This window comes from Streptomyces inhibens (assembly GCF_003389455.1).
Classification (GTDB): Bacteria; Actinomycetota; Actinomycetes; order Streptomycetales; family Streptomycetaceae; genus Streptomyces; species Streptomyces inhibens.
In genome coordinates, this window is sequence record NZ_QUAC01000420.1 from 1 (window position 1) to 13,531 (window position 13,531).

Consider the following 13,531-nt stretch of genomic DNA (forward strand, 5'->3'; position numbering starts at 1 on the left):
AAAGCGCGGGCCGGCTCCGCCGAGCCGGCCCGCGCATCCCGCAATCAGCTGAGCCCTTACGCGGGCACGCTCGCCACGCCCGGGGCCAGGAACTTCTTGCCGGTCACCCGCTCGGAGACACCCTCACGGTCCAGGTACGGCGTGATGCCGCCCAGGTGGAAGGGCCAGCCGGCGCCGGTGATCAGGCACAGGTCGATGTCCTGGGCCTCGGCGACGACACCCTCGTCGAGCATGAGCCCGATCTCCTGGGCCACGGCGTCCAGCACGCGGTCGCGGACCTGGTCCTCGGTCAGCACCGAGTCGCCCTGCTTGAGGAGGGCGGCGACCTCGGGGTCCAGCTCCGGCTTGCCGGAGTCGTAGACGTAGAAGCCGCGCTTGCCGGCCTCGACGACGGCCTTGAGGTTCGGCGAGACCTTGAAGCGGTCCGGGAAGGCGCCGTTCAGCGTCTCCGACACATGCAGACCGATGGCCGGGCCGACCAGCTCCAGCAGCACCAGCGGCGACATCGGCAGACCGAGCGGCTCGATGGCCTGCTCGGCGACCTCGACCGGGGTGCCCTCGTCGATGACGTTCTGGATCTCGCCCATGAAGCGGGTCAGGATCCGGTTCACGACGAACGCCGGGGCGTCCTTGACGAGAACGGCGGTCTTCTTCAGCTTCTTGGCGACACCGAAGGCCGTGGCCAGCGACGCGTCGTCGGTCTTCTCGCCGCGCACGATCTCCAGCAGCGGCAGGATCGCGACCGGGTTGAAGAAGTGGAAGCCGACGACCCGCTCGGGGTGCTTCAGCTTCGAGGCCATCTCGCTGACGGACAGCGAGGAGGTGTTGGTGGCGAGGATCGCGTGCGCCGGGGCGACCGCCTCGACCTCCGCGAACACCTGCTGCTTGACGCCGATCTCCTCGAAGACCGCCTCGATGATGAAGTCGGCGTCGGCGAAGCCCTCGGCCTTGTCGAGGACACCGGAGACCAGGGCCTTGAGGCGGTTGGCCTTGTCCTGGTTGATACGGCCCTTGCCGAGCAGCTTGTCGATCTCGGCGTGGACGTAACCGACGCCCTTGTCGACGCGCTCCTGGTCGATATCGGTGAGGACCACCGGCACCTCAAGGCGGCGCAGGAAGAGCAGCGCGAGCTGCGAGGCCATCAGGCCCGCACCCACGACGCCGACCTTGGTGACCGGGCGCGCCAGGTTCTTGTCGGGCGCACCGGCGGGGCGCTTGCCGCGCTTCTGCACCAGGTTGAACGAGTAGATGCCGGCGCGCAGTTCGCCACCCATGATCAGGTCGGCGAGGGCCTGGTCCTCGGCGTCGAAGCCCGCCTGGAGGTCACCGCTCTTGGCGGCGGCGATGATGTCGAGCGCGCGGTAGGCGGCCGGGGCGGCGCCGTGCACCTTGCCGTCGGCGATGGCCGTGCCACGCGCCACGGCCTGGTCCCAGGCCTCGCCACGGTCGATCTCGGGACGCTCGACGGTCACGTCGCCCTTGAGGACGTTGGCCGTCCAGATCAGCGACTGCTCCAGGAAGTCCGCGCCCTCGAAGATCGCGTCGGCGATCCCGAGCTCGAAGACCTGCGAGCCCTTGAGCTGCTTGTTCTGGTTGAGCGAGTTCTCGATGATGACCGAGACCGCACGGTCCGCGCCGATCAGGTTCGGCAGCAGCGCACAGCCGCCCCAGCCCGGGACGAGACCGAGGAAGACCTCGGGCAGCGAGAAGGCCGGCAGCGCCTTGGAGACGGTCCGGTAGGAGCAGTGCAGACCGACCTCGACGCCACCGCCCATGGCCGCGCCGTTGTAGTACGCGAAGGTCGGCACGGCGAGCGCGGACAGCCGCTTGAAGACCTCGTGGCCGCCCTTGCCGATGGCCAGCGCGTCCTCGTGCTTCTTCAGCAGCTCGACGCCCTTGAGGTCGGCGCCGACGGCGAAGATGAACGGCTTGCCGGTGAGGCCGACGCCGACGATGTCGCCGTCCGCGGCCTCCTTCTCGACCTGGTCGATCGCCAGGTTGAGGTTCGCCAGCGACGCCGGGCCGAAGGTGGTCGGCTTGGTGTGGTCGAAGCCGTTGTCCAGCGTGATGAGGGCGAACCTGCCCGCGCCGAACGGCAGATCGAGGTGGCGTACGTGCGCCTGGGTGACGACCTCGTCCGGGAACAGCTCGCCCGCACCCTTCAGAAGCTCGGCGGTGGTGGTGCTCACTTGTTGCCTCCGTCGAAGTTCGGGTTCTCCCAGATGACCGTCGCGCCCATGCCGAAGCCGACGCACATCGTGGTCAGGCCGTAGCGGACCTGCGGCTGCTCCTCGAACTGGCGGGCCAGCTGCGTCATCAGACGGACGCCGGAGGAGGCCAGCGGGTGGCCGAAGGCGATGGCGCCGCCGTACTGGTTGACGCGCTCGTCGTCGTCGGCGATGCCGTAGTGGTCGAGGAAGGCGAGCACCTGGACGGCGAAGGCCTCGTTGATCTCGAAGAGGTTGATGTCCTCGATCGACAGACCGGCCTTGGTGAGGGCCTTCTCGGTCGCCGGGATCGGGCCGTAGCCCATGACCTCGGGCTCGACGCCGGCGAAGGCGTACGAGACGAGGCGCATCTTCACCGGGAGGTTGTGCTCGCGGGCGAAGTCCTCGGAGGCGATGATCGAGGCCGTGGCGCCGTCGTTGAGACCGGCGGCGTTACCGGCCGTGACGCGGCCGTGCGTACGGAACGGCGTCTTGAGCCCGGCGAGGTTCTCCAGGGTCGTCCCCGGCCGCATCGGCTCGTCGGCGGTGACCAGACCCCAGCCGGTCTCACCGACCTCGGAGTTGGTGTTCCGCACGGAGATCGGGACGAGATCCTGCTGGATCTTCCCGTTCGCGTACGCCTTCGCCGCCTTCTCCTGCGAGCGCACGGCGTACTCGTCGGCGCGCTGCTTGGTGATGTGCGGGTAGCGGTCGTGGAGGTTCTCCGCGGTCATGCCCATGAACAGGGCGGACTCGTCGACGAGCTTCTCGCTCACGAACCGCGGGTTGGGGTCGACGCCCTCGCCCATGGGGTGCCGGCCCATGTGCTCGACACCGCCCGCGATGACGGCGTCGTACGCGCCGAAGGCGATGGAGCCGGCGGTGGCCGTCACGGCGGTCAGCGCACCGGCGCACATGCGGTCGATGGAGTAGCCGGGCACGGACTGCGGGAGGCCCGCGAGGATGCCGGCGGTACGGCCCAGGGTCAGACCCTGGTCGCCGATCTGGGTGGTGGCGGCGATGGCGACTTCGTCGATCTTCGCGGGGTCCAGGGCCGGGTTGCGGCGCAGCAGCTCCCGGATGGCCTTCACGACGAGATCGTCGGCGCGGGTCTCGTGGTAGATGCCCTTCGGGCCCGCCTTGCCGAACGGGGTGCGGACGCCGTCGACGAAGACGACGTCCCTAGCGGTACGAGGCACGTTGGCTCTCCTCCAGGTGCGGGATGGCACTGCTGCGGGGCGCCCCCCAGGGACGCTTCACACCCACATGCTACTTACGGGTAACCAAGCTGCACACCCCCACCGCCCGGAGCGGTGAAGGTCACACCGGATGGATGTGTGAGGGATGCGGCCCGAATGCGCGGACCGCCGGGTGATTGCGCCGTGAGCGGCGGATGCGGCTGATCGAAAAGGGCCAAATATCGCCGGGTCTTGGCGTATTTCATCCGATCCCGCACTTAAAGTGCCCGTATGGACACGAAAAGGAGTGGTGTGGTGACACGGAGTAGCCGACCGTCGGGGCCGCATACGATCCGCCTCGTCTGCGCCGTCGCCGCCGCGGGCGCGCTGCTGACGGGCTGCGGGAGCGACAACGCGGACAGCACCGCGCAGCCCGAGAAGAACGCGGTCCCCTCGCGAGCGGTACCCGCCTCGGCGCCCGCCTCCCCGAGCGGCAGGCTCACCATGGACCAGATCAAGCGGAAGGCGCTGATCCCCGCGGCCAAGGTGGGCTACGAGGAGGCGCTGCGCGCGGCGGTCGCGGCGGCCCCCAACTCGGAGCCGATCGCCGCCGAGCTCAAGGGAACGCCCAGCAACCCGTACTGGGAAACCGCGGTCGCGGCATCCGACGGGACGGTGCACTCCGTGCGCGTCGACGCGGTCTCCGGCAAGGTGAACCAGTCGTTCACCGAATCGGACGACGCCTACGACAAGAAGCGGCTGGCCGCCCGGCTGGCCAAGGCCACCGTCACCGCCCAGCAGGCCGCGCAGACGGCCACCGAGAAGACGAAGGGCACCGTCAGCTCACTGGAGCTCGGCGACGCCGACAACGGCAACGACAAGGTGGCGTGGTCCGTGGACGTCGTGACCACCGACGACTGGTACAAGACCACCTACGAGATCGACGCCACCAACCGCAAGGTTCTGCACGTGGATGTCGACACGGACTGAGGTCCGGTCCGTGAACCCCGGGACATGAACCCCGGGCCGGTGCGCCCGGCCCGGGGTTCACGGCGTCAGCCGGCGTCCGTCAGCAGCGCCTCGGTGAGGATCGGCGCGACCTGCTCGATCTGCCAGGGGCGGGCGCCGTGGCTCACCAGGACCTCGGCGACCGTTTCCCGCGTCGGCAGGGCCGGCGGCTCCCAGCACAGCCGGCGCACCGTGTCCGGGGTGATCAAGTTCTCCTGCGGGAGGTTCAGGCGCTCGGCCAGTGCGGTGACCGCAGCGCGGGCGGCCGACAGCCGGGCGGCCGCGACCGGGTCTTTGTCGGCCCAGGAACGGGGCGGCGGCGGGCCGTTGAGCGGCTGGCCGGGCTGTGGGAGGTCGCTCTCCGGCAGCGCGCGGGCGCGGTCGACGGCGGCCTGCCACTGCTCCAGCTGCCGGCGGCCCATGCGGTGCCCGAAGCCGGGCAGCCCCGCCAGCGCGTGGCTGTTCGGCGGCAGATTCAGCGCCGCCTCCACGATCGCGGCGTCCCCGAGCACCTTGCCGGGGGAGACATCGCGCCGCTGGGCGACCTGGTCACGGGCCGTCCACAGCTCCCGTACGACGGCCATCTGGCGGCGCCTGCGGACCTTGTGCATACCGGACGTACGGCGCCAGGGGTCCTTGCGGGGCGGCGGCGGGGGAGCGGCGGCGATCGCCGCGAACTCCTGATGGGCCCACTCCAGCTTGCCCTGCCGCGTCAGCTCCTCCTCCAGCGCATCGCGCAGATCCACCAGCAGCTCGACATCGAGCGCGGCGTAGCGCAGCCAGGGCTCGGGCAGCGGGCGGGTGGACCAGTCGACGGCGGAGTGGCCCTTCTCCAGGGCGAAGCCGAGGACGTTCTCGACCATGGCGCCCAGGCCGACCCGGGCGAAGCCGGCCAGCCGTCCGGCCAGCTCGGTGTCGAACAGCCGGGTGGGGACCATCCCTATGTCGCGCAGACACGGCAGGTCCTGGGTGGCGGCGTGCAGCACCCACTCGGCGTCGCCGATCGCCTCGCCCAGCGCCGACAGGTCGGGGCAGCCGACCGGGTCGATCAGCGCGCTGCCGGCGCCCTCACGGCGCAGCTGTACGAGGTAGGCGCGCTGGCCGTAGCGGTAGCCGGAGGCCCGCTCGGCGTCGACGGCCACCGGGCCCGTACCGGCCGCGAAGGCCGCCACTACCTCGGCGAGCGCCTCGTCCGTGGCGGTCACCGGGGGGATGCCCTCACGGGGCTCCAGGAGAGGGACCGGCGCCGGTCGGGAATCCGGAGGCGAGTCTCCGGGTGCTCGCAGTGTCGTGTCTGCTGCGGTCTTTTGGGCGTCGGTCACCAGTCAAGGGTATCTGTGTATGCACGTCGCCCGTCGAGGGAACGTTCCCTCGACGGGCGAGTGGGTCGTGCCAGGGGTCAGTGGATGATGCCGGTGCGCAGCGCGACCGCCACCATTCCGGCCCGGTCACCGGTGCCGAGTTTGCGGGCGATCCGGGCGAGATGGCTTTTCACGGTGAGCGCCGACAGCCCCATCGAGACGCCGATGGCCTTGTTCGACTGGCCCTCCGCCACCAGCCGCAACACCTCGACCTCACGTCCCGACAGCTCGCGGTAACCACCGGGGTGCCCGGGGGCGCCCGGCGGACGGCGCTGCATACGGGCAGCGTTGGCACCGATGGGCGAGGCGCCGGGGCGCCCGGGAAGGCCCAGGTTGGTGCGGGTTCCGGTGACGACATAGCCCTTGACGCCGCCGGCCAGGGCGTTGCGTACGGCGCCGATGTCGTCGGCCGCGGACAGCGCGAGGCCGTTGGGCCAGCCCGCCGCCCGGGTCTCGGACAGAAGCGTGAGGCCGGAGCCGTCGGGAAGGTGGACGTCGGCAACGCAGATGTCGCGCGGGTTGCCGACGCGGGGACGGGCCTCCGCGATGGACGACGCCTCGATCACGTCACGCACTCCGAGGGCCCACAGATGGCGGGTGACGGTGGAGCGGACGCGAGGGTCGGCCACGACGACCATGGCCGTCGGCTTGTTCGGGCGGTAGGCGACCAGGCTCGAAGGTTGCTCGAGGAGAACAGACACCGGGCCTCCTGGGGGGAGTGGCGGGGACGGAAGCCGACTTGGGAGAGCCGGAATGATCCGTGTTTGAAGGGTCACTGACCTCTTCGGCAGCAATCCGGCGGGACTTTAGACTTTGATCACGATTTAGTTAGGGGCAATTCGGGCAAATCGGATGCATGATCGATCAGAGGTGAGCATCTAGTGCATACCGAGATGATCAGAGCCGTACGCGATCCCGCCCGGACCTCTCCATCGGTTGACGGCAGCGTGATCACTGCGGTAGCGCGCGAAAAATCAGCGGTACCCGCGGTGCACGAACGTGATCATTGCGGCCGGGCCGCGTGCCCAACGATGGTCAGCGGGGCTCAGCGGGGCTGCGCACCACGGCGCTGCGGCAGCGATACGACCCCGCCGCGCGGCGCCATGTCGGGCGTGGCCGGCGGCAGGCCCGCCACCTGGCACAGCAGATCGCACCACGCCGACAGATGCGCCGCCAGATCCGGCACCCCGCCAGGACCCTCGGCCGGCGTCCAGGACGCCCGGATCTCGATCTGCGTCGCCGGCTCCCGTGCGGCCAGCCCGCCGAAGTAGTACGACCCGGCCCGGGTCACCGTGCCGCTCGGCGCGCCGTAACGCACCCCGCGCGCATCCAGCGCCCCCGTGAGCCACGACCAGGACACCTCCGGCAGCAGCGGATCGGCGCCCATCTCCGGCTCCAGTTCCGCCCGCGCCAGCGTCACCACACGGAAGGTGCCCTGCCAGGTGTCGTCGCCGGCCGGATTGTGCAGCAGCACCAGCCGCCCGTCCGCCAGATCCCGGTCCTCGCCGCCGGGTGCCGAGGCGCGCTCGACGACCGCCGCCTCCAGCGCGTACGCGAAAGGGGCGAGCCGTTTCGGCGCGGGCGTCGGGTCGATCTCGATCTCCGGCCGCAGTCGTGCCGCGCGGAGCGCCTCGACCGCCTGACGGAAGGGGATCGGGGCCTCGTCCGCGCTGTCCGCGAGGTGTTCGTGAGCCGCAGCCATGCCCGGAAGATTAGGCGGAACCGGCCCCGCATACGGGGAGGACACCCGGTGCGCGCGTCGCCCATTCGGAGGCGCCCGGGGAGTGTCGTCCGCGCGCATGCGAAGATTTGGGGCGTGAGCGCCAACGACCTTCCCCAAACTCCCCGCTCCGATCGAGCAGCGGCAAGCCCTCTTGAGGGCCGGCAGCGGACCGGTACGCACGACTCGGCCTTCCTCAAGGCCTGCCGCCGTGAGCCGGTGCCGCACACGCCGGTGTGGTTCATGCGCCAGGCCGGGCGCTCACTGCCCGAGTACCGCAAGGTCCGTGAGGGCATCGCGATGCTCGACTCCTGCATGCGGCCCGAGCTGGTCACCGAGATCACGCTCCAGCCCGTGCGCCGCCACAACGTCGACGCCGCCATCTACTTCAGCGACATCGTCGTCCCGCTCAAGGCCATCGGTATCGACCTCGACATCAAGCCCGGCATCGGCCCGGTCGTCGAGAACCCGATCCGCACCCGCGCCGACCTGGAGCAGCTGCGCGCCCTGGAGCCCGGCGATGTCTCCTACGTCACCGAGGCCATCGGCCTGCTCGTCCGCGAGCTGGGCAGCACCCCCCTCATCGGCTTCGCCGGCGCGCCCTTCACGCTCGCCAGCTACCTGGTCGAGGGCGGCCCGTCGCGCAACCACGAGCGCACCAAGGCCCTCATGTACGGCGACCCGCAGCTGTGGGCCGACCTCCTGGACCGCCTCGCCGACATCACCGCGGCCTTCCTCAAGGTCCAGATCGAGGCCGGGGCGAGCGCGGTCCAGCTCTTCGACTCCTGGGTCGGCGCGCTCTCGCCCGCCGACTACCGCCGCTCCGTGATGCCGGCCTCCACCAAGGTCTTCCAGGCGGTCGAGGGCCTCGGCGTCCCGCGTATCCACTTCGGCGTCGGCACCGGCGAACTCCTCGGCCTGATGGGCGAGGCGGGCGCCGATGTCGTCGGCGTCGACTGGCGGGTCCCGCTGGACGAGGCGGCCCGCCGCGTCGGCCCCGGCAAGGCGCTCCAGGGCAACATCGACCCGGCCGTGCTCTTCGCCCCCCGCGAGGCCGTGGAGACCAAGGCCGCCGAGGTCCTCGACGCGGCCGCCGGCCTGGAAGGCCACATCTTCAACCTCGGCCACGGCGTACTGCCCAGCACGGACCCGGACGCGCTGACCCGCCTCGTCGAGTACGTCCACACCCGTACGGCGCGCTGAGCGGAACTGCTCCCCACCCGTGGGGCGTCGTGCAGATCATGCACGCCACCCCCGACGCCCCGATAGCGGATCTCGCCGCCACCTGGGAAGAGATCCGCGCCGAGTACTACGCCGGCCACGACACGGATGCCGTCCTGGCCTGCGCCCACGCGCTCGCCGCCGACCCCGGCGGCGAGCGCGCCTGGCTGTGGACCCTCGGTCTGCTGATGACGGCCGACTACGTCGCCCTGCAATCCGCCTCCGACGGCACCGCGGCAACGGTCCTCGACGCGCTGCGCGCCACCGACCGGACGCTGCGCCGGCGCCCCTGCACGCATGAGACACACCCCTACGAGGGCGATCTCGACGACGAGCTGGAGTGCCTCGTCTCCTACCTCCCGCTGCTGGGCAACGGCACACCGTCCGGGGAGGACACGGACTGGACCGCCCTCGCGGTGGCATCCAAGGAGGAGTGGCGCTGCCCGCGCAATGTCGCCGGGTACGCCCGGGTGGCCGTCGACATCCTCGCCCCGGGAACCACCGACGGCATCCCAGCCCGGCTGTCCACCGCCGACCAGGAGGAGATCCAGGATCTGGCAGCTCTGCTGCACGGCTGTCCGACGCCCGGGGTCAGCGTGTCCTGGACGCTGTCCCACTACGGCGCCGCCCTCGCCGCGGCGAGGGCGGACGCCGAGCGCGCCGGACTGGTCGTCATCGTCAGCGCGCTGTCCTGGTACGCGGCCGGCGGTCTGGTCACGTCCCCGGGGCCGATCGACGACCTGATCGCGGGGCTGGCCTCCGTACGGGCCGCGGCCCGTGAAGCACGCTGCGCCCACGGCGAGTTGGGGCACCCCGTCCTCGGCAACGACCCGGAGGACGTCATCACGGCCGGGATGCGTCTGAAGAGTCCCGGCGGCCGGCGGCTGCACGAGGAGCGGCGCGCGGCATCCGGGACCGGGGCTCCGCTGGACGCCTGGCTGTGCCCGGTGTTCGTCGCGGGGCTGGCCCGCGAGTCGCTGGACCGGCTGCGGGCGGCCCGCGCGCTCCAGTTCGGCCCGCTCCGGGCCGGCCGGTAGACGGGTCAGCTCCCCGCGGCCCGTACCGCCCCCGTCGCCTTACGGGCGGCCACCAGAACGGGATCCCAGACCGGCGAGAACGGCGGCGCATAGCCGAGGTCGAGGGCCGTCATCTGCTCCACCGTCATACCGGCCGTGAGGGCGACCGCCGCGATGTCCACCCGCTTGCCGGCACCCTCGCGGCCGACGATCTGCACCCCGAGCAACCGGCCCGTACGGCGCTCGGCGAGCATCTTGACGTGCATCGGGCTGGCACCGGGGTAGTAGCCGGCGCGGCTGGTGGCCTCCACGGTCACCGTGACGAACCGCAGGCCGGCGGCGTGCGCCTGGCGTTCCAGCAGCCCGGTACGGGCGATCTCCAGATCGCAGACCTTGCTGACGGCCGTGCCGACGACCCCGGGGAAGGTCGCATAGCCGCCGCCCACGTTGGTGCCGATGATCTGACCGTGCTTGTTGGCGTGGGTGCCCAGGGCGATATGGCGGGTGTGCCCGGAGACCAGATCGAGGACCTCGACACAGTCACCGCCCGCCCAGATGTGGTCATGGCCGCGTACCCGCATCGCGAGGTCGGTGAGCAGCCCGCCGGACTCGCCCAGCGGCAGCCCGGCCGCGGCGGCGAGCGTGGTCTCCGGGCGTACGCCCAGGCCCAGCACCACCACATCCGCCGGATACTCGGCGTCCTCGGTGGTGACCGCGCGGACCCGCCCTCCCCCAAGCTCTCGGCTTCGCTCGAGCAGGGAGGTACCCCCATCATCGGTCAGCACACCGGTGACAGTCGCCCCGAGCACCGTCTCGATGCCCATCCGGCACATCGCCTCATGGACCAGCGCGCCCATGTCCGGGTCGAGGGTCGACATCGGCTGTCCGTTCCGCTCCAGGACGGTGACCTGGTAACCGCGGAGGACCAGCGCCTCGGCCATCTCCACACCGATGTAGCCCGCGCCGACCACCACCGCCCGCCGGCCCGGGGACGCCGCGAGGGTGTCCAGCAGGGCCTGGCCGTCGTCGAGGGTCTGCACGCCGTGCACACCGGGCGCGTCGATCCCCGGCAGCGAGGGGCGCCGCGGCCGCGCGCCGGTCGCCAGCACCAGCTTGTCGAAGCCGGTCCACGACTCCCGGCCGCCGTTGTCCAGCTCCCGGGTACGCACCCGGCCGCGGTCCAGGTCGAGTTCGGTGACCTCGGTCCGCATCCGCAGATCGATGTCCCGGGCGTGGTGCTCCTCGGCCGTACGGGCGATCAGCGCGTTTGGCCCCTCGACCCGGCCGCCCACCCAGTACGGGATGCCGCAGGCGGAGTACGAGGTGAAATGGCTGCGCTCGAACGCGGTGATCGCCAGCTCGTCGGGCTTTCGCAGCCGACGCGCCTGCGATGCCGCGGACATCCCCGCCGCGTCGCCACCGACGATCACCAGCCGCTCCGTCGCCGCCATGCCGTACCCCTTCGTCGTGTCCCTATGGCGCCGGGCCGCGTCCCCTACGGTCCGCTCGCCGCCCTTCGCTACGTTACGGCCCGTTCGGCGGCATCCCGGCGTCGGAGAGGGCGCGGCCGGCTCGCGTCGCCGGGGCTCAGCGCTCCAGGACGAGGGCGAGACCCTGGCCCACGCCGATGCACAGCGCGGCGAGCCCGGTGCCCGAGCCCAGTGCGGCGAGCTGGTGGGCCACCGAGCCCGCGAGGCGGGCGCCGGACGCGCCCAGTGGGTGGCCGATGGCGATGGCGCCGCCGCGCGGGTTCACCACGGACGGGTCGAGTTCCGGCCACTGGTCCAGGCAGCCCAACGCCTGTGCCGCGAACGCCTCGTTGAGCTCGAACGTCGCCACATCGGCGAAGCCGCGCCCGGACCGCTCCAGCGCGCGCCGTACCGCCTCCACCGGGCCCAGACCGAACAGCTGCGGCTCGACGCCGGTCACCGCGCTCGCGCGGATACGGGCCAGCGGCTCGCGCCCGGTGGCCCGCACCCCCTCCTCGTCGGCCAGCAGCAGCGCGGCCGCACCGTCGTTGAGCGGCGAGGAGTTCCCGGCGGTGACGGTGCCCCCGGCCGTACGGAACACCGGCTTCAGCTTGGACAGCGACTCCAGGGAGGACCCCTCGCGGATCGTCTCGTCACGCACCAGCTCCACGCCAGGCAGCGGCACGACCTCGGCGTCGTAGCCGCCCTCCCGCCAGGCACGTACCGCCTTTTGGTGGCTGGCCAGCGCGAACACGTCCTGCTGCTCGCGGGTGATGCCGTGCCGGTCGGCGATCAGCTCGGCGCCCTCGCCCAGCGCGACGGTCCACTCGGGAGCCATCCGCGGATTGACCATCCGCCAGCCCAGCGTCGAGGAGAACATCTCCTGATGGTCCGCGGGGAAGGCCCGTTCGGGCTTGCGCAGCACATACGGCGCGCGGCTCATCGACTCCACCCCGCCCGCCACCGCGATCCGCGCATCGCCGAGCGCGATGGCCCGGGCGGCCTGGATGACCGCCTCCAGGCCGGAACCGCACAGCCGGTTCACGGTGACGCCGGGGACGGTGACCGGCAGCCCGGCCAGCAGCACCGCCATCCGCGCGACATTCCGGTTGTCCTCGCCGGCGCCGTTCGCATCGCCGAAGCAGACATCGTCGATCCGCGCCGGGTCGAGGTCCGGTGTGCGGTCCACCAGGGCCTTGAGCACATGGGCGGCCAGATCGTCGGGCCGGACGCCGGCGAGCGCGCCGCTGTACTTGCCGACGGGGGTCCGTACGGCATCGACGATGTAGACATCCCGTACGCGTGGGTCGGTCATCAGGCGCTGTCCTCGCTGTCCCGGCTCGACGGTCGGCGGGCAGTACGAAGATCGCCGCCCGCCGATCCGAGTCTTTGCCCGCCGCTGCCCGCTGTCAACGGGTCCCTTGGTCACCTTCCCCGGGCGTATCGGCCGCGTCGGGTGCGTCGGCCGCGCCGGGTGCTCCGGCCGGGGCGCCGGCGCCGGAAGCGTCCTGGGCGCCGTCCGCCGGCTTTGGGGTGCTGCCGCCGTCCGTCCGCCGCCGGACGCGGCGGGCCACCGGCAGCCGGTCACGGACCAGCCGCCACAGCGCGTACAGCAGGGCCGCGGCCACCGCGAACGGCAGCACCGCGCCGATCGCCACCAGCACCCAGCGCACGGCCGTCATGAAGGCGTGCCAGCCGCCGGACAGCGCGTCCCCGAAGGACGCCGGCTCGTCGTCGGGCTTCTCCTCGGGGGTGGCGTCCGGCTGCCGCAGCAGCAGCGTGACGGTGGCCATCCCGGTCCGTTCCTTGAGCGACTTCAGCTGAGCCTCCAGCGACTCCAGATTCGCCTCCCGGGTGCCCAGTTCGGACTCCAGCGAGACGATGTCGCTGATCGACGTCGCCTTCTCCACCAGCGCCCGGACCCGCGACACGCTGGCCCGCTGCGTCCTGATCCGGCTGTCGACATCCACCACCTGGTCGGTGACGTCCTTCGCGGAGACCTCGCGGGAGAGCAGCTTGCCGAGCCCGGACAGCCGCCCCAGCACCGCGTTGTACTCCGCGGGCGGCACCCGCAGCACGATCCGCGACCGGTCATGGCCCCCGGCGTCCCGGTCGGTGGTCTCGTCGGCGGCATAGCCGCCCGCGCCGTCGACCGCCGCCCGCGCCGTGGCCAGCGCCGTCGCGACGTCCTTGGTCTGCACGGTGAGGGTCGCGGTGCGGATGATCTGCGAGGGCGCGATCTTCGGCGTCTTGGCGCTCCGGTCACCCCCGTTGGCCCCGCCCGCCGCCCCGCCGCGGCCGCCCTCCACCGCCGCCCCGCCGCTCGGCGCGTTCGCCGCCCGGCTCGGCGC

General features: G+C 71.8%; 11 protein-coding genes. 3 read left to right on the forward strand and 8 right to left on the reverse strand.

Going from position 1 to position 13,531, the window contains the following annotated elements; translation table 11 throughout:
* Positions 1-56 precede the first annotated feature (56 nt).
* Both DY245_RS36760 and DY245_RS36765 read right to left on the reverse strand, forming a co-directional pair.
* On the reverse strand, positions 57-2,189 hold the full coding sequence (locus DY245_RS36760) for a 3-hydroxyacyl-CoA dehydrogenase NAD-binding domain-containing protein (RefSeq protein ID WP_128511437.1): 2,133 nt from the start codon (positions 2,187-2,189) through the stop codon (positions 57-59).
* Positions 2,186-3,406, reverse strand: coding sequence for a thiolase family protein (locus DY245_RS36765; RefSeq protein WP_128511438.1), 1,221 nt, complete (start codon positions 3,404-3,406; stop codon positions 2,186-2,188). Before DY245_RS36765 ends, DY245_RS36760 begins: the two co-directional genes overlap by 4 nt.
* Positions 3,407-3,700: 294 nt before the next feature.
* Between DY245_RS36765 and DY245_RS36770 the strand changes: the two genes are divergently transcribed.
* Positions 3,701-4,375: a PepSY domain-containing protein gene (locus DY245_RS36770; protein WP_244943502.1), complete on the forward strand. Its 675-nt coding sequence runs from the start codon at positions 3,701-3,703 to the stop codon at positions 4,373-4,375.
* A 65-nt stretch (positions 4,376-4,440) separates the two neighbouring features.
* Here the strand turns inward: DY245_RS36770 and DY245_RS36775 are convergent, their stop codons facing one another.
* The 3 genes from DY245_RS36775 to DY245_RS36785 all read right to left on the reverse strand — a co-directional run bounded on the left by DY245_RS36775 (position 4,441) and on the right by DY245_RS36785 (position 7,456).
* Entirely contained in the window at positions 4,441-5,715 is a 1,275-nt protein-coding gene (locus DY245_RS36775) for a ribonuclease D (protein ID WP_128511440.1), read from the reverse strand.
* A gap of 77 nt (positions 5,716-5,792) precedes the next feature.
* Complete coding sequence (locus DY245_RS36780; protein WP_018088879.1) at positions 5,793-6,455, reverse strand: response regulator transcription factor; 663 nt, start codon at positions 6,453-6,455, stop codon at positions 5,793-5,795.
* Between the two features lie 344 nt (positions 6,456-6,799).
* Positions 6,800-7,456: a DUF3000 domain-containing protein gene (locus tag DY245_RS36785; protein WP_128511441.1), complete on the reverse strand. Its 657-nt coding sequence runs from the start codon at positions 7,454-7,456 to the stop codon at positions 6,800-6,802.
* A gap of 114 nt (positions 7,457-7,570) precedes the next feature.
* Between DY245_RS36785 and hemE the strand changes: the two genes are divergently transcribed.
* Both hemE and DY245_RS36795 read left to right on the forward strand, forming a co-directional pair.
* Positions 7,571-8,677: a uroporphyrinogen decarboxylase gene (gene hemE / locus DY245_RS36790; RefSeq protein ID WP_128511442.1), complete on the forward strand. Its 1,107-nt coding sequence runs from the start codon at positions 7,571-7,573 to the stop codon at positions 8,675-8,677.
* 38 nt (positions 8,678-8,715) lie between these two features.
* Entirely contained in the window at positions 8,716-9,732 is a 1,017-nt protein-coding gene (locus tag DY245_RS36795; RefSeq protein ID WP_128511443.1) for a hypothetical protein, read from the forward strand.
* Positions 9,733-9,737: 5 nt separating this feature from the next.
* Here the strand turns inward: DY245_RS36795 and DY245_RS36800 are convergent, their stop codons facing one another.
* From DY245_RS36800 to DY245_RS36810, 3 genes are all read right to left on the reverse strand, one after another.
* Positions 9,738-11,162, reverse strand: a complete 1,425-nt coding sequence (locus DY245_RS36800) for an FAD-dependent oxidoreductase (protein ID WP_128511444.1) — start codon at positions 11,160-11,162, stop codon at positions 9,738-9,740.
* A gap of 136 nt (positions 11,163-11,298) precedes the next feature.
* A complete protein-coding gene (locus DY245_RS36805; protein ID WP_128511445.1) occupies positions 11,299-12,495 on the reverse strand; it encodes a thiolase family protein in 1,197 nt (398 codons plus the stop codon).
* A gap of 94 nt (positions 12,496-12,589) precedes the next feature.
* Positions 12,590-13,531: DUF4349 domain-containing protein (locus DY245_RS36810; protein ID WP_147318424.1), on the reverse strand; the 942-nt coding region annotated here is incomplete at its 5' end.

Coding starts and splice junctions, on each gene's coding strand:
- DY245_RS36785 (WP_128511441.1), bottom strand. CDS start 7,456: ATGGCTGCGGCTCACGAACACCTCGCGGACAGCGCGGACGAGGCCCCG.
- DY245_RS36800 (WP_128511444.1), bottom strand. CDS start 11,162: ATGGCGGCGACGGAGCGGCTGGTGATCGTCGGTGGCGACGCGGCGGGG.
- DY245_RS36805 (WP_128511445.1), bottom strand. CDS start 12,495: ATGACCGACCCACGCGTACGGGATGTCTACATCGTCGATGCCGTACGG.
- DY245_RS36795 (WP_128511443.1), top strand. CDS start 8,716: ATGCACGCCACCCCCGACGCCCCGATAGCGGATCTCGCCGCCACCTGG.